We start from the raw sequence: 20,556 nt of genomic DNA on the forward strand, positions 1-20,556 counted from the left end.
CCCGCAAGGGGGGAGATTACGCGCCCAGTCGCTTTCGCCAATCTCCTACTTTGCAAGAAGGGGCGAAGCGCCCAAGCTGCCGATCTCCCCCCTTGCGGGGGAGATGTCCGGCAGGACAGAGGGGGGTGCGAAGGAACTCGGCCTCTCCAGCGAGGCCGCCCGATGACCGCCTTCTTCTTCGACGGCCACGACAACGCCCCCGTCACCATACTGCTCGCCCATGGCGCGGGCGCGTCGATGGATTCCCCGTCGATGACCGCCACAGCCAAGGCGCTTGCCGAAGCCGGCTTCCAGGTCGCGCGTTTCGAATTCCACTATATGGCCGCTCGCCGCTATGGCCACCGCAAGCCGCCACCGCGGGCCGAAACGGTGAACCCGGAATATATCAAGGCGATCGCCGATTTGAGGGCGAAGGGTGTGACTGGGCCGCTCATCATCGGCGGCAAGTCGATGGGCGGGCGTGTCGCTTCGATGGTCGCCGACGAGATGTTCGCCAAGGGCGAGATTTCAGGCCTGCTGTGCCTTGGCTATCCCTTTCACCCGCCGGCCAAGCCCGAGCAATTGCGAACAAAACATCTGGCCGGATTGAAGACGCCAACGCTGATCTTCCAGGGCACACGTGACGAGTTCGGCACCAGGGACGAGGTTGTGGGTTATGGCCTTTCCGATGCGATCGAGGTGATTTGGCTGGAGGACGGCGACCATGACCTCAAGCCACGCAAGAGCGTTTCGGGATTTTCGACCGCTGATCATCTGAAGACGTTGGCGGAGACGGTGAAGGCGTGGTCGGGTCGGATCGCCTCCTGACCCGCCAATGAAAATCGCCTCCTTCAACATCAACAACATAAACAGTCGCCTCGAAAACCTGCTTGCGTGGCTGGCTGCGGCAAAGCCCGATGTCGTGTGCCTGCAGGAGTTGAAGGCGCGCGACATGCAGTTTCCGCGCTCGGCCCTCGCGGCGGCGGGCTATGGCGCTGTGTGGAAGGGCGAGCCGACCTGGAACGGCGTTGCCATCCTGGCGCGGGGTTCGGAACCGGTGCTGACCCGCGATGCCTTGCCCGGCGACGATGCCGACAAGCAGAGCCGCTACATCGAGGCGGCGGTGAGCGGCATTGTCATCGCTTGCATTTATGCGCCGAACGGCAACCCGCAGCCCGGCCCGAAATTCCAATACAAGCTCGCCTGGCACGCGCGGCTGGAGGCGCATGCCGAACAGCTGCTCGACACCGGCCTGCCGGTGGTGCTGGCCGGCGACTACAACATCGTGCCCGAGCCGCGCGACATCTACGCCACCCGCTCCTATGACGACAACGCGCTGGTGCAGCCGGAAAGTCGGGCTTCCTTCGCCGCCTTGCTCGAGCAGGGCTGGGCGGACGGCCTGCGCAAGAAACACCCGAAGGAGACGCTCTACACCTTCTGGGATTACCGCCGTAACCGCTGGCCGCGCGACGCCGGCTTGAGGCTCGACCACATCCTGCTGTCGAAGAAACTGGCGCGGCGTCTGACCGCCGCAGGCATTGATCGCGACGTGCGCGGTGAGGACGGCGCCAGCGACCATGCGCCGGTGTGGGTGGAATTGAAGTAAGGCGACCTTCAAGCCTCTGCGGCCGCGGTCTCCTTTTGCTGCCGCCAGCGTCGTCTGTGCAGCGACGTTAACGCAGGCTAGTCTGTTGCAAAGTGCTCCAACGCAGCCGGTTTGCCCATGATCACCAACAAGACCTGTGGATCGAGGCCCCATGTTTGACCTCGGCCCTGTCGGGATCGTGCTTGCCATCGTGGTGCTTGCGGCTGCTGCTGCCGTGTTCCGGTTGTTGTGGCAGAGGCGCAGCCGCCGCAAGGGGCGGCGGCTGGCCAATCCGGCTGACGATTACTCTGTTCGCAGCGATTGGAGCGGCAGCGGCGGCACTTTGAACTATTCGTCCTTCGTTTATTTCGACGTCGATCGCGACGGCAAATACGGCGTCGGAGACCGGCCGATGGCCGGGATCATGGTGCGGCTGTATGACGAGGCCGGCAAGTTCACCGCTTCAGCGCGCACCAACAATGCCGGCTTTGCCAACTTTCCTATGTCGGTGAAACGCAGAAAGGCCGTGATCCGCGCGCCAGGCAACTGGCGCTTTGCGGTTTCAGTGCCGCCCGGCTGGCAGGCGAAAAGCGAAAACGACATCCAGTCCCGACACCTCCTGTCGATGCCGGGTTCGCCGGCCGGGCTGGTGTCGCACGAGATGCTGCAGCCGGTCGGGCTGGCGCCACCCCGGCGCCTCGGCGGGCGCGTTGGCGGTGACGGATCGGCGATCCTCTCGGTGATGAGAAACGGACACGTGCTGGAGACGCGGCCGCTGGCGCCAGGTGCTGCCTTCAGCGTCGATGTGAGTGATGACGCCGACACGGTCAGCATCAGTGGCGGCGGCCTTGAGCGGCGGCTGGCGCTGTCGCCCTATCCGGCCGATCTCGGCCTGCTGTCGCCGCAGACCGCTTGCATTGCCGCTGACGCCGCCCTGGAAACGATCGATTTCGACGATGTGACGTCTCGCACCTTCAGGAAAATTCCGTCCGGCTATGCCGGGTTGGCGTGGCGCAACCTGAATGCGATGGCGCGCGACTACACCAAGGACAGCCAGGGCTATGTCAATGGCAACGTCTCCGGCGACCATGTGGTCTACACCAGCAGCGGGCTGCCGGCCGAATTCAGCAGCGAACAGCCGTTCGGTTTTCACTCGGTCATGCTGAGCGCTGCCTGGCTGAAGTCGGAAGGGGAGGTGGCGCTGATCGAAAGCTGGCTTGGCGAGCAGCTGATCTCAAGCGATCAGGTCACGCTGTCGGCGCTGACGCCGTTGCACTACGCCCCGATGCTCAAAGCCGTAACGCGTGTTCGCCTGTCGACGAAACACTATTGGCAAATGGTGTTGGACGATCTGGTGCTAACGCGCTGAAATCAGGATATCGAGGCGCCGTTTGCCGCCGTGATCGCCGAAAGACGGCCTTTTTTCAAAAGAATAGGCTTCACATAGATCTTCTTCATTTTCAGACTCTCCTAAAATCCCAGCTTGATGGTCGCAGACTGCGGCCATCTGTCAACCACGCGGGCTGAAGGCAATAATCTGCAATAAATCCAAAGGCTAGCGACAAAGTGCTCGGTCTGTAATTCTTTGTTTTGCGCAATTCCGTCCGGAAGGCCGGCTCGATCCAGCCAGCCAGAATGCGCCGGGATTATATTGTGGGGCTGCTCGGGCCGTTTGCCGTGATGGCTGAAAGCTTGCCCTTCCTGACGAAGGTCGGCTTGGCGTAAGTCTTCTTCATCGCGGTCTCTCCTGAATCCCTTTAGCGATGATGGCAGACTGGCGACATGTGTCAACCAAGCCGGAAGGCATGCGAGCGTCGGCAAAGGCGCGAGCCCTTCGCTCCGCACGAACTGTCGGGGCGGCGGGCTCTTGGCGATAGGAGCGCGCCGCTGGTAGTCTCGACCATTGCACCATGCGGCGGGCGACCGTCACGTCGCCAAGGGCCACCAATAAACGCCCCGGGGGAAGAAATCCGATGGACAGGTTGGCTGACAGGCTGTTTGCGCTTCCCCTGCTGGCGGCGGCCATGGCTTGCCTAGTGCGCACATATCTGCTCCTGGGCGGCCGGGATTTCACCTGGAGTGGCATGGTGCGGATGCTGCATGGTCCGGCCACGCTTTGGCCGGTGGTGTTCCTGGCGGTGGGTGCGCTCTGCCTGATTGGCGCCCTGTTGTTCTGGGCCGGGCTGCTGCCCGGCCGGCCGAACCATCCCACTGGGACGCCGCTTTTTGGCCGCGACGCCGAGATCGATCCCAAGGGCCGGCCGAACTTGCGGCGCGCCTTCCTTGTCTTGCCGGTGATTGCCGTGCTGACGCTGCTGGCCGACCAGGTCTTGTGGCGGGCGCAGGGCCCGGGCAATGGGGTGGCTTCGCCAAGCCAACCCAAGGCCAACGAACCAAAAATCCCTGAACCGAAGACCAACGAGCCCAAGGGGCAGGATGTCGCCAGCGTGCCGCCGGCGCCGGAGCCAGTTGCCCCGCCAGCGCCGCCCGCTCCGCCGCCAGAGGCCGCCAATCCGCCTGCGGCACCCGTGCCGCCGACCCCGCCTGCGCTGGTGCCACCGACGCCGCCGGAGGTCGCGGTCATTCCGCCGCCCACCGTGGCGCCGCTGCCGCCGGCTCCGCCACCGCTGCCGACGCAGCCCGAGGGCCACCGCGACGCGGTCGTCTGGCTGGCGGTGGCGCCCGACGGGCACTCGATCATGAGCGCCAGCACCGACCACACGATCAAGCTCTGGGATATGGCCGGCAAGCACCTGATCCGCAATCTCGGCATCCACAAGGATATGGCCCGCACGGCGTTGTTCATGCCCGATGGCGTCAGCGCGCTGACGGCCGGTGACGACGGCGAGATCGTGCAGCGCAAACTTTCCGATGGCGCGGTGCTGCATGTCTTCTCGGCGGGCGGCAATGGCGGCGTCAACAAGCTGGCGATCAGCCCCGACGGCAAGCGCGCCGTCAGTGGGCACGATACGGGCAACGTCATCGTCTGGGACCTCGAGAAGGGCGCGGTGCTGCACGTCATGAGCGGGCACGACTGGTCGGTCAGCGCCGTCGCCGTCTCGCCCGATGGCAAGCATGCCCTCAGCGGCAGCATCGACGGCACGCTGAAACTCTGGGACATCGAGACCGGCAAGCAGCTGCGCAGCTGGCACGGGCACGAACAAGGCACCTATGGCGCGGTGTTCACCGCTGACGGGCACCATCTTGTCACCGGCAGCGGCGATTACATGATCAAGCTCTGGGATGTCGATAGCGGTCGCGAAGTGCGCCGCTTCGAGGGCCATGAGGGCACCGTCTACGCGCTGGCGTTGTCGGCCGACGGCAAGCGCCTGGTTTCCGGCTCACTCGACGGCACGGCGCGGCTATGGGACATGGACAGCGGCAACCAGATCGCGATGTTCGACAGCCAGACAGGCCCGATCTATGCGGTGGCCTTTGCCGCCGACGGCACGGTGCTGACCGGTGGCAACGACCGCACCATCCGCGACTGGCCGGCCACCGGCGGCGATGGCGTGGTGCTGTTTGCCGGCGCGCCGGAGTGAGCAAATCCTTGATCACCTTGTCCGCCGTGCTATGTAAAAAACCATGTCAGCTGCCAGCCTCCCAGACAAAGCGCCGCTCATTGTCATCGATCTCCAGACCGGCATGTTCGACGGCGTGCACGAGCCGCCGATCCATGATGCGCCTGATATTGTCGAGCGCACCAAGGCGGTGATCGACTGGGCGCGGCATAGCGGCCGGAAGGTCGCCTTTGTCAGGCATGATGGACCCGAAGGCGATCCGCTGGCGCCGGGTGAGCCGGGCTGGCCGGTGTGGCCCGCCCTTGGCCAGGCAGCGGACGAGCCGACCTTTGCCAAATCCGTGCGCGATGCGTTCAGCAATCCCACATTCGGCGATTGGGTGGTGGGGCAGGGCGCGGGTGCTGTCGTGCTGCTGGGCGCACAGACCGATTTTTGCGTGGCGGCGACGGTCAAGGGCGCGATGGCCAGAGGGCTCGGCGTGACCGTGGTGTCCGACGCCCACAGCACGCTGGACAACGCCAGCGAGAGCGCCGAGCAGGTCATCGCCCGGCACAATGGCGAATTCACTGAAGCCGGCGTCAATCTGGTGACGACGAAGGCGCTGGTCGGCGGCTGAAGCGGTAATGAACGTCGCTGCGGGCTGTCGCCTCGCGTGGCGGGTGCATTGTCCGGCTCTGCCGGCGCACGACTTCACCGATCGCATGATGGCGCCAGTCGGCGCCGTGGTCGACGCGGACGGGGGGGCGCATTGTTGGGATGGCTCGGGCGCCCGCGTCAACCAGGGCGGCTCGTACCGCCGCATTAGCAGCATTGCATATTGCGCGCCGGTCGAAACTTCCGCGAAAGCGGAATAGGCCGGGGCTGAAGTGCAGATTCGGCGCCTGGGATTTCGGCGTGCCTAAAGTGCGTCGCGTTTGAACGGATTCCGGCGGCGCGCTTTAGGTTCTTTGTTTCTATGCATGTCGTTTTCCCAAAACCGAGGTCACTTTTGGGCGACATGCATTAGAAACGGTTTCTCTTTCCTGCCGCATTGACCGCCGGCGGACGAGCGGCGACGACTGCGCTTCAAACGATGGATGGCGCCCTTGAAAGAACAGACGATTTTCCGAAACGCCAAGCTGGCCGACGGCTCGCTGGTCGACCTCACCGTGACCGAAGGGCGCTTCGGTGCCATCGTGCCGGCGCAGAAGATGGCGGACCTCGCCGGCATCGACCTTGGCATTGTTGATCTTGCCATTGTTGATCTTGGGGGCCAGCTTGTCGTGCCCGCCTTCGTCGAGGGCCATATCCATCTCGACACGTCGTTCTATGGCGATGCCTGGCGTCCGCACATCCCTTGCACCAATGGTTTCGACGTGCGCGAGCGTGTCGCCTTCCAGACCAGGAATCTGGCCGCCGCCGCCCCGATGGCGGAGCGGGCGAAGAACCAGCTCGAGCTCTGCATCGGCCATGGCAGTCTCGCCATGCGCAGCCATGTCATGGTCGACGGCTCGGTCGGCCTGACGCATCTGGAAACGATCCTGACAGTGCGCGAACAGTATCGCGACCTCATCGACATCCAGCTCGTCGCCTTCCCGCAAAGCGGCATCCTGGCCTCGCCGGGCACGCCGGAGCTCCTCGAAGAGGCGCTGAAGCTCGGCTGCGACCTGATTGGCGGGCTCGACCCCGCCAGCTTCGACCGCGACGTGAAGGGTCATCTCGACGTGGTATTCGGCCTAGCGCAAAGACACGGCGCCGGCGTCGACATCCATCTGCATGATGGCGGCACATCAGGCCTGTTCCAGGTCGAGGAGATCGCCGCGCGGACAAGGGCGCTGGGCATGCAAGGCAATGTCGCCGTCAGCCATGCCTATGGGCTGGGCGATATTCCAACCGACGCCCTGCTGAAAGCCGGCGAGATGCTGGCTGCCTGCGGCATTGCAATCATGACCAATGCACCGGGCAATCACGCCTTCCCGCCGGTGGCGGCGCTCAGGGAAGCCGGCGTCACCGTGTTCAGCGGCTCCGACAACATCCGCGATTCCTGGTGGCCCTATGGCGATGGCGACATGCTGAGCCGCGCCAACATGATCGGCTACCGTTCCGGCTTCTACGAGGACCACGAACTGGCCGCCGCCTTCGACATGGTGACCCATGCCGGGGCAAAAGCGCTGGGGCTGGCGGGCTATGGCCTTGCGGTCGGCGCCAGCGCCGACTTCGTCACCCTGTCGGCGGAGCATGTGCCCGAGGCGGTGGTGGCGGTGCCCAAGGCGCGGACGGTTTATCGCCGGGGCAGGGCGGTGGCGAAGGATGGCAAGATGCTGACGCACTGACACGTGCCGCATCGCCGGCGCGTGAAAACGGCAAGCGAGAAAAATGGCCCGGCGGCCAGGTGCAAAGGGAGGCTCGCCGGGCCCGGCCGGCTTCTGGCGGTCGCCGGCCGATTTGCTATATTCGCCGTCTCTAATATTAATGCAAGCGCCGTCAAACCTCTTCGGTGGATAAAAGGCTGTCGGGCGTCAGAAGCCGACCGTTCCGGCCACCATCAGGATCAGCATGACGACCGCTGCGCTCCAGACGGCGACCATGGACAAGGTTCTTCCGTCCAGACGAAGCCTGCGATGACCCTCGCGCGGCGGTAATTTCGACATCGCTCAGAAGCGGTCGAAGTCGCAGATGCGCACCTTCTGGATCACCCAGTGGTGATGGCGCCATTGCTTCCTGACCTTCACGAAGCAATGGCGGTCGTGACGCCCGCGCCAATGATGATCACGGTCGTGATACCGACGCCAATGATGACGGCCCATGCCCGTATCGCCGTTGTCCGTCGTAATGACGAGGCTGGCGGCTTGCGCCGGAGCGACGATCGTGGGCGACACGACGGAGATGGCGACTAGGGCCGAAAGAATGAAGTTCTTCACTATGGATCCTCCTTTATTAGTCGTTGCTTATGCCAATTCGAAAGACGGCTGTTTGTTCCGTGGGTGCGGACGCGATCAGTTTGCCGCTCTGCCATCCGCCGCCTGGATCGATCGGGCCGGTGGGGAAGACAGCGCGCGTTGATCCGAGGGCGGCTCGCTGAAGTAGAGCGAACTGCCCAGAACGAGGAACACGAAGCCCACCGCCATCAATCCAACCATAAGCACGGCAATCGCCGTGCCCGGGCCGTGGCCTGTCTTGATGATGGTGGACCGATGGGGCATCGCGCTGTTCTCCGAATTGGGCGCCGGCTGTTGTCATGCCGGAGCCTTCGCGACAAACGACAAGCAGGCCCCGATGTTCCCTTGTCCGGGCTTCAATCGGTCACGTCGGACTTTTGCTTTTTACTGTAGGACCAAGGTCTTAGATGCCAAACGCAAAAGTCCGAGGGGCCCTGTTCGGTTCCGGCAATGTCCATTGGACGTTCCATTATTTTAGTCAGAACTGATATAATGCTCGAGCAAAAAACTTAGCCGGCCAAGCGTCTTCGCCAAGAATTCGGGCATGGAAAATGTGGTTTTGGCAACACCCGAAGCGATTGACAACACGCCGTCGCATCTCGGCGGGCCGGTCTGCGTCTCGGCGCAGGCGGGCCGCGGTTCGAACAGGGTCCTGCCGATAGTCAGGAATTCGAACTTGCAGGACTCGCGCCGGCCGAGCGGTGGCGAGATATCATGGTTCCGCACCGGCATCGCGAAGCCGAATTCACCGCCTTCGCATCCACCACGGTCGAGCCAGTATTCATCCATGTCCGCATGCTTGCCGAGGCGCTTTTGCGGTGTGCGGAAATTGATGGTGTGCCTGGCGTCGGAGACGCCGAGAAAGTGACCGGCGCCGCCGCCGATCGCGATGCCTTCGATGACCAGCAGCGCCGCATCCTTCGGGCGCAGGCCGCACAGGTCGCGCGTGGCGTCGATGACGGCGCGTCGAGACTCCCGGCTGCCCTGGATCCCGCCGATGGCGACCGTGTAGCGGCTGTTGCCCATCCGGTAGAGGATGAAGCTCAGCGTAACCAGATCGAGCCGGTCGCTCTGCCGCGTCAGCTTGATCGAGAAGGCGCCTTCGTGGCTGCTGCCTGAATGGACGGAGAGGAGCATGCTCAAGCCATAGGCATCGCGCCGCCCGTTCACCATGCCGATATCCATCGCCCGCCCGCGCCATGCCGCCTCCAGCAGTTCTCGCGACAGGCCCGCCGCCGCCAGATTGAAGTGGTCGGCCAGAAGATCGAAGCCGCGATGACCTGACAGACCAAGGGCAAAGAACTTGTAGGGCTTCTTGCGCAACAGATCGTCATTGGGGCAGCCCAGCCTATGCCGCCGCCGGAAGCTGGACAGGAAGCGGAACCATTTGAAGAAGCTCACTGGCTTCAACGCGAACCGGGTCAGGAACACCCGGGCTTGCCCGGCGCCCAGGCGCCTGCAGAGGCCCAGGATCTGGCTGACGACGCCGACAGTCTCGTGCAGCCAGGCACGCTTGCTCGTTTCGATGGTCAAGATGCATCCCACACGGCTGGATCGTTCGCCGGTGGGGGTAATTCCGGGGCATTACGTGGACATTGCAGGGATGCGTGGAAGGCGCTTTATGGCGCAAGACATCAGAGTGGCTGAGCGTCGCCTGTCTCCTTCCTCCCATGTCCTGGTTCCCGGGCGCTTGTTCCCATGCCCGCCGGGCAAAGACTGGATCTGGGTTGCCGACGGCCTGGAGGTCAGCCTAGCCACCACCACAGCGCCGCAACCACGGCCACTATCGCCGCGATCGCCAGCCCCAGCATGATGTAGGAGCCCTTGATGATGTCGCGGATGATCTTCTTGATTGTTTCGCGGTCGTTGAGGTTGGGGAAGGGCTCGTTGGGCAGTGCCACGCCGAGGAACTCGCAAAGTGGGCCCCAGCCTTCGGTCACCTTGTAGACCAGCAGCTTTTGCGGCGGCACCGCCGCCTTCACCTCCTCGATATAGGCGTTGTAGCGCGCCACCGCCTTGGCGCGGTCGTCCATCACGCCTTTCAGGGTGCGGCCCCACACCAGCTTGCTCGACATGTCCCCGAATTTCCGGCCGAAGGGCGTCAGCCATTCCAGGATCTTGAACTGCCAGACAGTCTCGGTGAAATAAATCGTGTCGATGGTGCTCTCATACCATGCTTCGGCGCCGCGCGGGTGGAGCGTCAGCAACACCTTGGCGTCGGGGTAGGCGGCCATCAGTTCCTTCCACACGCAACAGCCAGGATTGTCGACGGTGGCCGTATAGTTGGCGAACACACGGTTCCAGTCGTGCTGGCTGCCCGCCGGGCTGTTGGCCACCTTGCGCCAGAAATCGAGATGGCCCTTGTTGGCCTTGTTCATGATCACTTCCTGCATGTGGTAGGAAGGCAGGCCGAGCCTGTTCAGCGCGGCAAAGGTCGACCACGTGCCAGTGCGGCCGAAACCGGCCCCGATCAGTTTGAGCGTCATTTCCCCATCCCCGGACTTGTTTTCTTCGTTACCCCAGTCCGTGAGCATCAAATTGCTCCCGACCAGGCCGGCGCGCAACAAATTTCGAGCGCGCGTACCGGACGGGCGATCACATAGTTGCGAAGTTGCTAAAATAATGGAACGTTGTCCGCGGGTAACGGGAATTTGGCAGGGAGTCGTTTGGAACCGGGCGGTTTCGACGATTTTGGGGAACGATGTATTTTGGACAGTTTCTTGTGGGGATGTCAGCCACGGCCGTCATTGTCGCGGTCTGGACCTATATGGCCACCAGTTCTTTCTGGGAGGCATTTGCCTGGACGATCGTGACGCTGCTTGTTGTGCAGGTCGGCTACTTCGTGCTCGTCGTGAGGCTGATCTTCAGGCGTGCGCACCATGCCGCGACAAGCCAGGATCCAGTCGACGCTGTCCCGCCGCTGCATCGCGACGGTGTCTGGTTTTGAGGCCGGGCACTCGGGTTCGCTGAAACGGCCCATTCATTCGCCGTGCGCACAAGAACTCAAAGGTCGGAACCAGTGTTGACGCTTCGCGTTTTCCTGGCGTGACCGGGTGAGGCTGCCATCTCCACCGGCGCCGTTCAAGGCTCGCTCTGCTCCCGGCAGGGCGGGCCTTTTTCGTGCGGAGCTTTCCTGCGATGCTGAGACCAGCGGCCGGAACGACATGGCCTGCTCTACGTTAGCTGATGCTAAGGCAATTGAGCATATAGAGGCCGGTCCAGTCGCTGCCGGCTGCCGCCTTTCCAGATAAACGGGCGCTTGCCGTTGTGGCTGCCGTACCGCCAGCAGTTTTATGCGCTCTCCGCATTAATATCCAATCCGAATGACGCAATTTATACGCGAGGTTTTTAGCCATTCTCGCGCCTGAATCTGAATATATGATCAGCACACGATCACTATTATAGCCGATCATGTGATGTTTGAATTCTGAATTTGAAATGGAACCTCATGCCGGCGATGGAGTTTCCATGCAGGGCGGAATTTGAATTCAACCTGTAGGAGATGGTTATGAAACTTTATATTAAGAGTGCGGCGGCCGCGGTCGTCCTGATGGGTGGCATGGGCGTGGCCGTGGCGGAAAATGTCGTCGTCGTCCAGCCGGAGCAGGAGACGGTCGTTCGCGAATACGTCAAGAAGCAGCCGCTGGCGTCGGTGAACCTTCTGGGTGTCGAGCTCAAGCTCGGCTCGCCGGTGCCGGACACAGTTGAATTGCGCGAAGTGCCCAACGTCAAGTATCGCGTTGCGGTGATCAACGACCAGACCGTCCTGGTCGATCCCGATACCCATCAGATAGTTGAAGTCTTGCATTGATTGATGCTTGACGCGGGGGTGCCCGCGCCACGCCAGGCTTGCCTTGGGAAAAGCCCGCCCCGACACCGCGTCGGTGGCGGGCTTTCTTTTTGAGGCCGGCTTTATCGGCTGTTCGGCGGCTGTTTGCCCTGCGTCTTCGCATGGCAGGCTTGTGCCTCGATCGCCTCGGCCTGCGCGATCGGCCGCATGCATCGGGCTGGCAAAGTCGTCCGCCAGGGTGCAGGGTTGCAGCGCGCGAACGTTCGCGAGCCGGCATATATCGATGTGCAGCCGGCCTTTCGGCCGAGACCTGAAAGCCCTTCGATGACCATCCCGCCCATCGAGACTGTTCGCGATGACGCACCCCGCATCCTGCTTCTGCTTGGCAGCGCGCCCGACGCGGTGCGTTGCGAGCCCTGGCCGAAGCAGGCGTTCAGCCGGATCGTCGCCATCAACAATGCCTGGCGAGTGCGCCCCGACTGGGATTTCCTCGTCCATTCCGGCGATTTTCCGTCGGACCGGCTGCCCCACGACGCGACCTTGCGACAGGCTCGGATATTCAGCGCCACGCAGTATGTCCCGGCGCAGAACGCCTTCGGTGGCTTCGTCTATGCCGGCGCCACGATGGCGCTGACCGCTGCGTATTGGACCATTCACAGCCAGAAACCCGATGTGCTGGCATTCCTTGGCTGCGACATGATCTACGACCGGCCGGACAAGACGCATTTCTACGGCATCGGCCGTCCCGACCCGCTGCGCGACGACGTCACCCTGCGCAACCTCGAGGCCAAGTCGGCGCGCCTGCTCGTCCAGGCGTTGAAGCACGGCTGCCTGTGCATCAATCTGTCCGACCTGCCGCGCAGCCGGCTGGTGTTTCCCAGGCTCGCCTTCGACGCGCTTGGCGGCCTTTCGCTCACGCGGATTGCCGAAATGAAGGCGGACATTCTTGGCAGCCTCCGGCTCGACAAGGCCGAAAAGGCCGAGGAGATCGAGAAGGACCTCGGCTATTTCTACGAGGACGGCATGTACTGGAACCATCTCGACGAGATCGACGAGACGTTTCTTGCCGACATCGACGGACTGTGGATGTCGGCCGTCGAGCAGAGACGAGCGGGCTGAAGCTGCCAACCTCCCTCGCAGGAGAGCGAGGTCGGCGCGCTAGCTGTTCAGCTCACTCGGCCGCCAGCTTGTCCTGCGTGTTCGTGTCGAAGTCGCTGGCGTCATGGCGCTCATGCAACTGCAGGGCCGGTTCGCCGAAGGCGCGGTTGACCATGCGGCCGCGCTTGACCGCCGGGCGGGCGTCGATCGCCTTCGCCCAACGCCGCACATGCTTGTACTCCTGCACCGACAGGAACTCGGCGGAATCATTGTACATGCGGCCGAGCGCCAGCCCGCCATACCAGGGCCACACCGCCATGTCGGCGATGGAGTAGTCCTTGCCGCCGAGATATTCAGTCTCGGCCAGCCGACGGTCGAGCACGTCCATCTGGCGCTTCACCTCCATCGAGAAGCGGTCGATGGCATATTCGAACTTTTCCGGCGCATAGGCGTAGAAATGGCCGAAGCCGCCGCCCAGATACGGCGCCGAGCCCATCTGCCAGAACAGCCAGGACAGCACCTCGGCGCGCGCCGGCTGTTCGCTGGGAAGGAATTCGCCGAATTTTTCGGCGAGGTAGATCAGGATCGAACCGGATTCGAAGATACGCACCGGCGTGGCGCCGCTGCGGTCCATCAAGGCGGGGATCTTGGAGTTGGGGTTGACCTCGACGAAGCCGCTGCCGAACTGGTCGCCATCGTTGATCCTGATCAGCCAGGCATCATATTCGGCGCCCGTGTGGCCGCGTGCCAGAAGCTCCTCCAGCATGACCGTCACCTTGACGCCATTCGGCGTCGCCAGCGAATAGAGCTGCAGCGGATGCTTGCCGACCGGCAGTTCCTTGTCATGCGTGGGGCCTGCGATCGGCCGGTTGATGCTGGCAAAGGCGCCGCCACTCGGCTTGTTCCAGGTCCATACTTTCGGCGGGGTGTATTCGGTCATCTCGGGGCCTCGTGTCTTGGGGGCTTGGGGAAAGGATGGGCAGGTCCGCCTAAAGCTAGGGCTGCGGATGGGGAAGTTCAACTTGCGTTGAACTATTGTTTTATGCCGCCGCTGCACGGAGCTTCCCCTGCGCGGGGGATGAGGTCAGCACCACACCCCTTGCACCATCTCCCATGCGGCATAGGTATAAGAGGTATCGCGTCGCCAGAGCATTGCATCGCAGGACAAAAGCATGACCATCAATCCCAATCCGCGCTCGGTCGTTGCCGTGCGGGCCACCGTTCCCGAAGATGCCTTTACGGCCGGGGCGCTCGGCACGCTCAGGGAAGGCAGCGGCGTCGTCATTCGCAATGACGGGCTGGTGCTGACCATCGGCTATCTCATCACCGAAGCGGAGGAGGTCTGGCTGACCAGCCATGACGGCCGCGTCATCCCCGCGCACGCGCTGGCCTATGACCAGGAATCGGGCTTCGGCCTGGTGCAGGCGCTGGCGCCGCTCGGCCTGCCGGCCGTGGCGCTGGGCGATGCCGGCAAGGCCAGGATCGGCGACGCCGTCGTGCTGGCCGACGGCATTGGCCAGTCGGTGCAGGCCAGGATCGTCACCAAGCAGGAATTCGCCGGCTATTGGGAGTATCTGCTCGACGAGGCGATCTTCATTGCGCCGGCACATCCGTCCTGGGGCGGCGCCGGGCTGTTCGGCGCCGATGGCTCGCTGCTCGGCATCGGTTCGCTGCGCCTGCAGATGAGCCGCAACGGCGAAGTCGCCGATATCAACATGGTGGTGCCGATCGATCTGTTGCCGCCGATTCTCGACGATCTCCTGACGCGTGGCCAGGTGGCCAAGCCGCCGCGCCCGTGGCTCGGCGCCTTGTCGGCCGAAAGCGACGGCAAGGTGGTGGTGATGAGCGTGACCGAAGGCGGCCCGGCGGCCAAGGCCGGCCTGCGCCAGGGCGACATCATCTCCGACATCCGCGACGGCGCGGTCGATGGGCTGGCCGATTTCTATCGCAAGCTGTGGGAGAGCGGCTCGGCCGGCGCCGAGATCCCGATGCGGGTGCTGCGCGACGGCCGCGAAACCTGGCTGCGCGTCAAGTCGGCCGACCGCGGCAGCTTTCTCAAGAAGCCACAGCTGCAGTAGGCGCGTCAGCCACGCCATGCATCCGAGACTGCTCAAGACTTTCCTGGCGGTGGCGCGAAGCCGCAACATCACGCGTGCCGCCGAGACGGTCCACCTCGCGCAATCCAGCGTCAGCGACCAGATCCAGACGCTCGAAACGGAGCTTGGTGCGGCCCTGTTCACGCGTACGAAGTCCGGCCTTGAGCTGACGCCGGCGGGGCTGGCGCTGAAGCCGATCGCCGAGGACCTGTTGCGGCTCAATGGCGAGGCGCGCGCGGCCGTGCAGGCTGCGGCCGGACGGACGGGCGGACATGTGACCATCGGCGCGCTGGAGACGATCGCCTCGGCACGGCTGGCGCCCTGGCTGCCGGCGTTCCAGGCCGGCCATCCCGAGATAGCCGTGCGGATGAAGGTGACGGACAGCGGCACGCTGCGGCACCTGCTGGAGGATGGCGACATCGACGTCGCCTTCTGCTTCGACCGTCGTGATGTGGGGAGGAAGAGCACCGCCGATGAACGCCTCGCCAGGCGCACAATAGCGGCCGAACCGCTGGTGCTGGTCGCGGCTCCGGGGCAGCGCAGAGCAGAGCATGACCTGGCCGCCCTTGCCACGCTCTCCTTCGTGGCAACGGAGCCCGGATGCATCTACCGGCACATGTTCGACACGGCCTTTGCCGAGGCGGGCGTTGCCGCACCCAGACTTGCCGCTGAGCTCGGCAGCATCGGCGCCATTGCGCGGCTGGTGGCGGCCGGCACGGGGCTGGGTCTCGTGCCGCGCCTTGCCGTCGGCGATGCGCTGGCGCGTGGCGACCTCGTCGAAATGCCATGGCCCGGCCAGGTGCTGACAGCGCCGCTGGCGATGATCTGGCGCCGCCGCCGCGTCCAGCCGCCGGCGCTCAAGCAATTTCTCACTGCCGCGCGCGACACGCTGGTGCCGGTTGCGTCGCCCGACAGGACCGGTTCAGGACTTGAATCGGCTAACCGCTCCAAGGCCTTGTTTGCAAACAACTCCTGACGGAAGCAGCGGCGGCCTAGATCAACCGATGGCCGCCCTCGACATGCAGCGTCGTTCCCGTCGTAAAGCCATTGCTTATCAGGAAGGCGATGGCGTCGGCGATGTCGTCGGGTTGGCCGATCCTTCCGACCGGCAGCCGCCCGGCCATCGCGGCCAGCGTCTCGTCCTTACGATCGCCGGCCACCTGCGCCCAGATCGTGGTGTCGACCCAGCCGGGTGACACGGCATTGACGCGGATTGGCGCGAGCTCCACGGCCAGCGCCCGCACCAGCCCTTCGAGCGCCGCATTGACTGATGCAACGACGGAACCGCGCGCGGCCGGCCGGTAGGCGGCAATGCCGGAAACGAAGGTCATCGAACCGGTCGCTGCCAGCCGCGGTGCGCCGTGCTTGGCGAGCAGCAGCGGGCCATACAGCTTGCTCTCAACCACCTTTTGCGCTGCCTTCAGGTCAAGCTCCGGCAACAGCTGGTAGGCGCCTTCAATGTCGGCGGCGGTGCTGACGATGTGGTTGAGCCCGCCGATGCGCGCGAAAAGTGCGGCGACCTGGTCTTCCCGGGTGACGTCGACGATCGCCACATCCAGGTCGGCTGGATTGCCCAGCGCTTCGCGCGCCTGTTGCAGCCGATCCTCGCCACGCCCGGCGATGATCACCTCGATGCCGGCCTCAAGGCAGCGCCTGGCCAGCGCCAGACCCATGCCGGAGCCGCCGCCGACGATCAGGATTTTCTGATTTGAAATGCTCATTTCGCTCTGCCTTTGCTTGGATGACAAGGGCATGGATTGGCAGTTCGGCGCGACAGAAGGAACCGGAAGAAACCGATAGCGCCATCGGAAAGGCCGATGGAGCAGGGCGGACGAGCGCCGTCTCTGGCTCAGCGCACCAGCGGACTTTCCCAGACGACAAACAGCAAAGCTTTCAGCTGGGCAAAGCGCTCCGGCCCAAGTTCGATGCGCCACTCCTCCTCGATCTCGCGCAGGATATCGACCATTTTCCAGAAGGCAGCATGGCCGCGTTCGGTGGACCGCACCACGCGCGCACCGCCGTCGCCGGGAATGTCGGAGCGAACCAGATAGCCGTAACCTTCGAGACTGCTGAGCAGTTGGTTGATGGCCTGTTTGCTCATGCCGGCACGCTCGGCGATGGTGCCGGGCCGCGCGCCGTCCGGTCCGGGAAACTGCAACACCGCCATATGCGGCAGGCGCAATTCGTCGAAACCGGCGGCGTTGAGTTCCTTGATCAGCCGTCGCTGGATCGCTTGTGCCGGCACGCGCAGCAGGGCGCCGATTAGCAGGTTCTCGGTCTTGGTCTGCAGAACTTCCGCTGAGGTGGCCATTGACGATCCGGTAAATTGAGTTTACTGATAGCTAGTAAATGTAATTTACCGGAGGGGTTTGCGCAATGTCAGTCATGAATCTTCAGGTCAATCCAGCCAATGAAATCATCGGCACCACGGGTCTGTCGGTTCGCTTCCTGGTAACGGGCGACAATTCGAACGGCAGCGTTGCTGCCTTCGAGCTGATGGTACCGGGCGCGCAGCGGCTGCCGGCGCCGGCGCACAGCCACGACCACTATGAAGAGACGATCTATGGCATTGACGGTGTGCTGACCTGGACCGTCGACGGCAAGCCGATCGAGGTCGGACCAGGAGAGGCGCTGTGCATTCCGCGTGGCGCAGTCCATCGCTTCGACAACAATGGCAGCACGGATGCGAAGGCGCTGTGCGTCGTCACACCGGCGGCGATCGGCCCGGACTATTTCCGCGAGGCTTTCGGCCTGCTCAACGCCGCCGCCGGCGGTCCGCCGGACAAGGCCAGGATGATGGACATCATGCGCCGCCACGGGCTGACGCCTGCAGCGCCGCCACCGAGTTGAAGTCGGTCGAAGAGGCGCCGGTCATTCGCCGCAAGCGGTGAAGGTGGTGCCCGGGGTCCAGTCCTTGAAGGCGATGGTCTGGCCTTCGACCGAGACGGTCTTGTGCTTCGTGCTGCCGTCCGGCTGCTTTTCGCTGCTGGTGCCTTTGCCGGTCAGCACATTGTACTCGCAGGCGCTTTCGGCATTCTCCTCCATATAGTCATAATGGTCATAGGCAAAGCCGGCGACGATGAAGGCGCCGTTGCGCCAGGCGATGGTCAGCGTCATGTCGGTCCGTTCGCTGCCGATCTCCATCGCCGGCAGGTAGAATTTGATCGAGCCGTTGGGCAGCATCGTCAGTTCCGGCTCGGTGTCGGAGTTCTCGTTGCCCGGGTGGTCGTAGTTGTTCCATTCGCCGAGGATCTGCCCGTGCACGATTTCAACGGGCTTGAGGTAATTGTGCTCCTTGTCCCGGAGGAAGAAGTGAACGTCCATCGGATGGCCGGGCTCTGTCTCGACCACCATGGCAAGGTCGACGGCGCCATCGCCATTGAAGTCGCCGGTCACCGCGGTGATGATTTTCCGGGTTTCGATCGGTTCGGCGAGGGCCATGGTCGGCAGCAAAAAGGCAAGGGCGAGGAGCGGAGATTTCATGTCGTATTCCCCCCGGGAGCGAGATGGCGTGCCCGAGCACGAGCATGGCAGGTATTCCGAGATTTTCTACAGCGGGGCCGGGAGAAAAATGTTCAGGTCGAGGGGGCGCGAAGGTACGCCGTACGCGCCCGACAAGTTTGCTGCCGGAAACTGACAGCGACTCGTGCCATTCTGGTCGATGACGATGGGCATGATGCCGGAGGCGGGATGACAGTGAAGACAGGGGACATGATGGCGCGAGCGACACCGAACAGGCAGGCCAACTGATGGCGCCGGTCAAAGTCGATCCCGACAAAGTCCACGAGTTTCCGGATCCGGCCAGCTTCCACGCCTGGCTCGGCAAGCACCACGCCACGGAAAGCGAAGTGTGGATCAAGGTGCACAAGGCGGGGTCGGGACTGAAGTCGATCACGCCCAAGGAAGCCATCGAGGTGGTGCTGTGCTTCGGCTGGATCGATGCGGTGCGCAAGGGGCTGGACGACAAGAGTTTCCTGCAGCGCTACACGCCGCGCGGCAGGAAGAGCATCTGGAGCCTGATCAACATCGACAACGTCGCGCGGCTGGTCGAGGAGGGCCGCATGACCGAGCATGGGCTGAAACAGGTCGAGGCGGCCAAGGCCGACGGGCGCTGGGCGCGCGCCTACGGCAGCGGCAAGGAGATGAAAATCCCCGATGACCTGCAGGCTGCCATCGACGCCGAGCCGGCGGCGAAGGCGATGCTGGCAAAGCTCAGCGCGCAGAACCGCTTCGCGCTCGCCTTCCGCACCCACAACATGAAGACCGAGGCTGGACGCAAGAAGAAGATCGAGACTTTTGTGGCGATGTTGAAGCGTGGCGAGACGATCCATCCGCAGGGCAGGAAGTAAGCCCCTCAGGCGCCCGAGTGCGGATCGATGCTGTAGGGATGGACCGGATGGCCAGAACCGATGGCGTCGCGCACGCGGCCAGTCCACGCGGCGAAAGCCGGATAGCCCGTCAGCGAGAAGCCGCAATCCTCGGCGCGATGGGCGTAGGCATAGACGGCGATATCCGCGATCGTGAAATCGTCGCCAATGAGAAACGGGGCATCGCCAAGGCTGCGGTTGAGTGCGGCGAGGGTGCGGGCCCCGGCTTCGCGCTTGCCCGCAACCATGTCCTGGTTGCGCTCGAGCCTTCCGGTCAAGGTCCAGAAGCGCAGCGAGCCGATGACCGGCTCGACATTGTATTGCTCGAAGAACAGCCACTGCATGATCTTGGCGCGCCGATAGCGGTCCGAAGGCAGGAACGGCGTTCCTTCGGCGAGGTAGGTGAGGATCGCATTGGATTCAGCGATGGCGCTGCCGTCTTCGAGCTGAAGCACGGGAACCGCACCGGCCGGATTGAGAGCAAGGAAGGCGTCGGTGCGGCTCTCGCCCTCGAAAATCGAGACAAGGCGACTGTCATAGGCGATGTCGAGCAGCCCCAGGAGGACCCGGACTTTCCAGCCATTTTGCGATGGCAAATAGTCGTGGAGCGTGAGCATGGCCCATCCTTTTGCGGCGAGGGGCTAGCGTTTCGCATGCGGCCCCGCCGCCCGCCACCCGATTCCTGCGCGGGGCATCGGACGTCGGTGCGAGGCCGGCGCTAAAAACTGCTGCCGGCAAGGATGATGCCGAAGCCGGCAAGGCAGATGGCGCTGGCTTGTCGCAGCGATCGCTGGCTGAGCAGGTTTGAACCGCTGCGGCGAACCATCAGGCCGACGACGAGCCAGGCCGCTCCCGCAAGACCGACCAGAGCCGCGATCGTTGTCAGAAGCTGGGCTGTCATGCCCTCGGATTGAACCAGCACGGCGACGATCATCGCCTTGGGATTGATGAGCGTGGTGGCGAAAACCTGCCTCACCGTCACCAGCCGGATCTCGACGCCGTCGTCCTTCGTGGTCCAGACGCTGTAGGCGAGCCAGAGCAGCCACAGCACCGCACAGATCCTCACGCCGGTCCGCAGTTCAATCTGGTTGCCCGCCGGGATCAGGGCGACAATTGCGGCAACCGCAAGGGTAATCGCCATATAGGCAAGCACGGCCGCACCCAGCATCGGCACCGTGCGCCGGACGAAACGGTCGAAAAAG

The 20,556-nt window shown here is 63.6% G+C and carries 25 protein-coding genes; 13 read left to right on the forward strand and 12 right to left on the reverse strand.

Translation table 11 applies throughout. From position 1 onward, the window contains the following. The first annotated feature begins 162 nt into the window (after positions 1–162). The 3 genes from C8D77_RS07065 to C8D77_RS07075 all read left to right on the forward strand — a co-directional run bounded on the left by C8D77_RS07065 (position 163) and on the right by C8D77_RS07075 (position 2,933). On the forward strand, positions 163–807 hold the full coding sequence (locus C8D77_RS07065) for an alpha/beta hydrolase family protein (protein ID WP_109660545.1): 645 nt from the start codon (positions 163–165) through the stop codon (positions 805–807). 7 nt (positions 808–814) lie between these two features. Then, positions 815–1,585 (forward strand): exodeoxyribonuclease III, encoded by a 771-nt coding sequence (locus C8D77_RS07070; protein ID WP_109660548.1) that lies wholly within the window; start codon positions 815–817, stop codon positions 1,583–1,585. Positions 1,586–1,736: 151 nt separating this feature from the next. Continuing rightward, positions 1,737–2,933 (forward strand): hypothetical protein, encoded by a 1,197-nt coding sequence (locus C8D77_RS07075; protein WP_109660549.1) that lies wholly within the window; start codon positions 1,737–1,739, stop codon positions 2,931–2,933. Positions 2,934–2,935: 2 nt separating this feature from the next. Here the strand turns inward: C8D77_RS07075 and C8D77_RS38270 are convergent, their stop codons facing one another. Together C8D77_RS38270 and C8D77_RS07085 are read right to left on the reverse strand one after the other, a co-directional pair. Next, positions 2,936–3,022, reverse strand: coding sequence for a putative RiPP precursor (locus tag C8D77_RS38270; protein ID WP_109660551.1), 87 nt, complete (start codon positions 3,020–3,022; stop codon positions 2,936–2,938). A 188-nt stretch (positions 3,023–3,210) separates the two neighbouring features. Next, entirely contained in the window at positions 3,211–3,300 is a 90-nt protein-coding gene (locus C8D77_RS07085) for a putative RiPP precursor (protein ID WP_109660553.1), read from the reverse strand. Between the two features lie 237 nt (positions 3,301–3,537). On the opposite strand from C8D77_RS07085, the gene C8D77_RS37520 reads away from it, so the two are divergent. The 3 genes from C8D77_RS37520 (at position 3,538) to C8D77_RS07115 (ending at position 7,397) form a co-directional block, all read left to right on the forward strand. After that, the gene (locus C8D77_RS37520) at positions 3,538–5,106 is read left to right on the forward strand and encodes a WD40 repeat domain-containing protein (protein ID WP_170136677.1); all 1,569 of its coding nucleotides are present in this window, start codon (positions 3,538–3,540) and stop codon (positions 5,104–5,106) included. A 43-nt stretch (positions 5,107–5,149) separates the two neighbouring features. Next, a complete protein-coding gene (locus C8D77_RS07110) occupies positions 5,150–5,701 on the forward strand; it encodes an isochorismatase family protein (protein WP_109660556.1) in 552 nt (183 codons plus the stop codon). 460 nt (positions 5,702–6,161) lie between these two features. Then, the gene (locus C8D77_RS07115) at positions 6,162–7,397 is read left to right on the forward strand and encodes an amidohydrolase family protein (protein ID WP_109660558.1); all 1,236 of its coding nucleotides are present in this window, start codon (positions 6,162–6,164) and stop codon (positions 7,395–7,397) included. 321 nt (positions 7,398–7,718) lie between these two features. On the opposite strand, the gene C8D77_RS07120 is transcribed toward C8D77_RS07115, so the two are convergent. From C8D77_RS07120 to C8D77_RS07135, 4 genes are all read right to left on the reverse strand, one after another. Further along, positions 7,719–7,985: a hypothetical protein gene (locus C8D77_RS07120; RefSeq protein WP_109660560.1), complete on the reverse strand. Its 267-nt coding sequence runs from the start codon at positions 7,983–7,985 to the stop codon at positions 7,719–7,721. 75 nt (positions 7,986–8,060) lie between these two features. Further along, complete coding sequence (locus C8D77_RS07125) at positions 8,061–8,267, reverse strand: hypothetical protein (protein ID WP_109660562.1); 207 nt, start codon at positions 8,265–8,267, stop codon at positions 8,061–8,063. Between the two features lie 210 nt (positions 8,268–8,477). Continuing rightward, entirely contained in the window at positions 8,478–9,536 is a 1,059-nt protein-coding gene (locus C8D77_RS07130) for a DUF535 family protein (protein ID WP_164757760.1), read from the reverse strand. 212 nt (positions 9,537–9,748) lie between these two features. Continuing rightward, a complete protein-coding gene (locus C8D77_RS07135) occupies positions 9,749–10,489 on the reverse strand; it encodes a sulfotransferase family protein (RefSeq protein ID WP_109661387.1) in 741 nt (246 codons plus the stop codon). Positions 10,490–10,731: 242 nt separating this feature from the next. On the opposite strand from C8D77_RS07135, the gene C8D77_RS07140 reads away from it, so the two are divergent. The 3 genes from C8D77_RS07140 to C8D77_RS07150 all read left to right on the forward strand — a co-directional run bounded on the left by C8D77_RS07140 (position 10,732) and on the right by C8D77_RS07150 (position 12,912). After that, a complete protein-coding gene (locus C8D77_RS07140) occupies positions 10,732–10,950 on the forward strand; it encodes a hypothetical protein (protein WP_245951657.1) in 219 nt (72 codons plus the stop codon). A gap of 561 nt (positions 10,951–11,511) precedes the next feature. Continuing rightward, on the forward strand, positions 11,512–11,814 hold the full coding sequence (locus C8D77_RS07145) for a DUF1236 domain-containing protein (RefSeq protein WP_109660568.1): 303 nt from the start codon (positions 11,512–11,514) through the stop codon (positions 11,812–11,814). 303 nt (positions 11,815–12,117) lie between these two features. Further along, positions 12,118–12,912, forward strand: coding sequence for a hypothetical protein (locus C8D77_RS07150; RefSeq protein ID WP_109661389.1), 795 nt, complete (start codon positions 12,118–12,120; stop codon positions 12,910–12,912). 52 nt (positions 12,913–12,964) lie between these two features. Here the strand turns inward: C8D77_RS07150 and yghU are convergent, their stop codons facing one another. After that, positions 12,965–13,831: a glutathione-dependent disulfide-bond oxidoreductase gene (gene yghU / locus C8D77_RS07155; protein ID WP_109660570.1), complete on the reverse strand. Its 867-nt coding sequence runs from the start codon at positions 13,829–13,831 to the stop codon at positions 12,965–12,967. A 232-nt stretch (positions 13,832–14,063) separates the two neighbouring features. Here yghU and C8D77_RS07160 point away from each other — a divergent pair, with 232 nt between their 5' ends. Together C8D77_RS07160 and C8D77_RS07165 are read left to right on the forward strand one after the other, a co-directional pair. Further along, positions 14,064–14,969 carry a S1C family serine protease gene (locus C8D77_RS07160; protein WP_109660572.1) on the forward strand — a complete coding sequence of 302 codons (906 nt, stop codon included), beginning with the start codon at positions 14,064–14,066 and terminating at the stop codon, positions 14,967–14,969. A 16-nt stretch (positions 14,970–14,985) separates the two neighbouring features. Then, positions 14,986–15,963 carry a LysR family transcriptional regulator gene (locus tag C8D77_RS07165; RefSeq protein WP_109660574.1) on the forward strand — a complete coding sequence of 326 codons (978 nt, stop codon included), beginning with the start codon at positions 14,986–14,988 and terminating at the stop codon, positions 15,961–15,963. Between the two features lie 16 nt (positions 15,964–15,979). Here C8D77_RS07165 and C8D77_RS07170 read toward each other — a convergent pair whose 3' ends face one another. Both C8D77_RS07170 and C8D77_RS07175 read right to left on the reverse strand, forming a co-directional pair. Continuing rightward, positions 15,980–16,708, reverse strand: a complete 729-nt coding sequence (locus tag C8D77_RS07170) for an SDR family oxidoreductase (protein ID WP_109660576.1) — start codon at positions 16,706–16,708, stop codon at positions 15,980–15,982. A 128-nt stretch (positions 16,709–16,836) separates the two neighbouring features. Further along, positions 16,837–17,298 carry a MarR family winged helix-turn-helix transcriptional regulator gene (locus C8D77_RS07175; RefSeq protein ID WP_109660577.1) on the reverse strand — a complete coding sequence of 154 codons (462 nt, stop codon included), beginning with the start codon at positions 17,296–17,298 and terminating at the stop codon, positions 16,837–16,839. A 65-nt stretch (positions 17,299–17,363) separates the two neighbouring features. Between C8D77_RS07175 and C8D77_RS07180 the strand changes: the two genes are divergently transcribed. Further along, positions 17,364–17,837 carry a cupin domain-containing protein gene (locus C8D77_RS07180; RefSeq protein WP_109660579.1) on the forward strand — a complete coding sequence of 158 codons (474 nt, stop codon included), beginning with the start codon at positions 17,364–17,366 and terminating at the stop codon, positions 17,835–17,837. A 21-nt stretch (positions 17,838–17,858) separates the two neighbouring features. Here C8D77_RS07180 and C8D77_RS07185 read toward each other — a convergent pair whose 3' ends face one another. Continuing rightward, entirely contained in the window at positions 17,859–18,470 is a 612-nt protein-coding gene (locus C8D77_RS07185; RefSeq protein ID WP_109660581.1) for a hypothetical protein, read from the reverse strand. A 266-nt stretch (positions 18,471–18,736) separates the two neighbouring features. On the opposite strand from C8D77_RS07185, the gene C8D77_RS07190 reads away from it, so the two are divergent. Next, positions 18,737–19,336, forward strand: a complete 600-nt coding sequence (locus C8D77_RS07190) for a YdeI/OmpD-associated family protein (RefSeq protein ID WP_109660584.1) — start codon at positions 18,737–18,739, stop codon at positions 19,334–19,336. 5 nt (positions 19,337–19,341) lie between these two features. Here the strand turns inward: C8D77_RS07190 and C8D77_RS07195 are convergent, their stop codons facing one another. Together C8D77_RS07195 and C8D77_RS07200 are read right to left on the reverse strand one after the other, a co-directional pair. Then, the gene (locus C8D77_RS07195; RefSeq protein WP_109660586.1) at positions 19,342–19,971 is read right to left on the reverse strand and encodes a glutathione S-transferase family protein; all 630 of its coding nucleotides are present in this window, start codon (positions 19,969–19,971) and stop codon (positions 19,342–19,344) included. Positions 19,972–20,072: 101 nt separating this feature from the next. Then, positions 20,073–20,522: a hypothetical protein gene (locus tag C8D77_RS07200; RefSeq protein WP_109660589.1), complete on the reverse strand. Its 450-nt coding sequence runs from the start codon at positions 20,520–20,522 to the stop codon at positions 20,073–20,075. Between the last annotated feature and the right edge of the window lie 34 nt (positions 20,523–20,556).

Source organism: Mesorhizobium loti (assembly GCF_003148495.1).
GTDB lineage: Bacteria > Pseudomonadota > Alphaproteobacteria > Rhizobiales > Rhizobiaceae > Mesorhizobium > Mesorhizobium loti.

Bases quoted from the DNA above. Each gene is read 5' to 3' on its own strand.
- C8D77_RS07065 (WP_109660545.1), top strand. From the start codon at position 163: ATGACCGCCTTCTTCTTCGACGGCCACGACAACGCCCCCGTCACCATA.
- C8D77_RS07070 (WP_109660548.1), top strand. From the start codon at position 815: ATGAAAATCGCCTCCTTCAACATCAACAACATAAACAGTCGCCTCGAA.
- C8D77_RS07075 (WP_109660549.1), top strand. From the start codon at position 1,737: ATGTTTGACCTCGGCCCTGTCGGGATCGTGCTTGCCATCGTGGTGCTT.
- C8D77_RS38270 (WP_109660551.1), bottom strand. From the start codon at position 3,022: ATGAAGAAGATCTATGTGAAGCCTATTCTTTTGAAAAAAGGCCGTCTT.
- C8D77_RS07085 (WP_109660553.1), bottom strand. From the start codon at position 3,300: ATGAAGAAGACTTACGCCAAGCCGACCTTCGTCAGGAAGGGCAAGCTT.
- C8D77_RS37520 (WP_170136677.1), top strand. From the start codon at position 3,538: ATGGACAGGTTGGCTGACAGGCTGTTTGCGCTTCCCCTGCTGGCGGCG.
- C8D77_RS07110 (WP_109660556.1), top strand. From the start codon at position 5,150: ATGTCAGCTGCCAGCCTCCCAGACAAAGCGCCGCTCATTGTCATCGAT.
- C8D77_RS07115 (WP_109660558.1), top strand. From the start codon at position 6,162: ATGGCGCCCTTGAAAGAACAGACGATTTTCCGAAACGCCAAGCTGGCC.
- C8D77_RS07125 (WP_109660562.1), bottom strand. From the start codon at position 8,267: ATGCCCCATCGGTCCACCATCATCAAGACAGGCCACGGCCCGGGCACG.
- C8D77_RS07135 (WP_109661387.1), bottom strand. From the start codon at position 10,489: ATGACGCTCAAACTGATCGGGGCCGGTTTCGGCCGCACTGGCACGTGG.
- C8D77_RS07140 (WP_245951657.1), top strand. From the start codon at position 10,732: ATGTCAGCCACGGCCGTCATTGTCGCGGTCTGGACCTATATGGCCACC.
- C8D77_RS07145 (WP_109660568.1), top strand. From the start codon at position 11,512: ATGAAACTTTATATTAAGAGTGCGGCGGCCGCGGTCGTCCTGATGGGT.
- C8D77_RS07150 (WP_109661389.1), top strand. From the start codon at position 12,118: ATGACCATCCCGCCCATCGAGACTGTTCGCGATGACGCACCCCGCATC.
- yghU (WP_109660570.1), bottom strand. From the start codon at position 13,831: ATGACCGAATACACCCCGCCGAAAGTATGGACCTGGAACAAGCCGAGT.
- C8D77_RS07160 (WP_109660572.1), top strand. From the start codon at position 14,064: ATGACCATCAATCCCAATCCGCGCTCGGTCGTTGCCGTGCGGGCCACC.
- C8D77_RS07165 (WP_109660574.1), top strand. From the start codon at position 14,986: ATGCATCCGAGACTGCTCAAGACTTTCCTGGCGGTGGCGCGAAGCCGC.
- C8D77_RS07170 (WP_109660576.1), bottom strand. From the start codon at position 16,708: ATGAGCATTTCAAATCAGAAAATCCTGATCGTCGGCGGCGGCTCCGGC.
- C8D77_RS07175 (WP_109660577.1), bottom strand. From the start codon at position 17,298: ATGGCCACCTCAGCGGAAGTTCTGCAGACCAAGACCGAGAACCTGCTA.
- C8D77_RS07180 (WP_109660579.1), top strand. From the start codon at position 17,364: ATGTCAGTCATGAATCTTCAGGTCAATCCAGCCAATGAAATCATCGGC.
- C8D77_RS07185 (WP_109660581.1), bottom strand. From the start codon at position 18,470: ATGAAATCTCCGCTCCTCGCCCTTGCCTTTTTGCTGCCGACCATGGCC.
- C8D77_RS07190 (WP_109660584.1), top strand. From the start codon at position 18,737: ATGGCGCCGGTCAAAGTCGATCCCGACAAAGTCCACGAGTTTCCGGAT.
- C8D77_RS07195 (WP_109660586.1), bottom strand. From the start codon at position 19,971: ATGCTCACGCTCCACGACTATTTGCCATCGCAAAATGGCTGGAAAGTC.
- C8D77_RS07200 (WP_109660589.1), bottom strand. From the start codon at position 20,522: ATGCTGGGTGCGGCCGTGCTTGCCTATATGGCGATTACCCTTGCGGTT.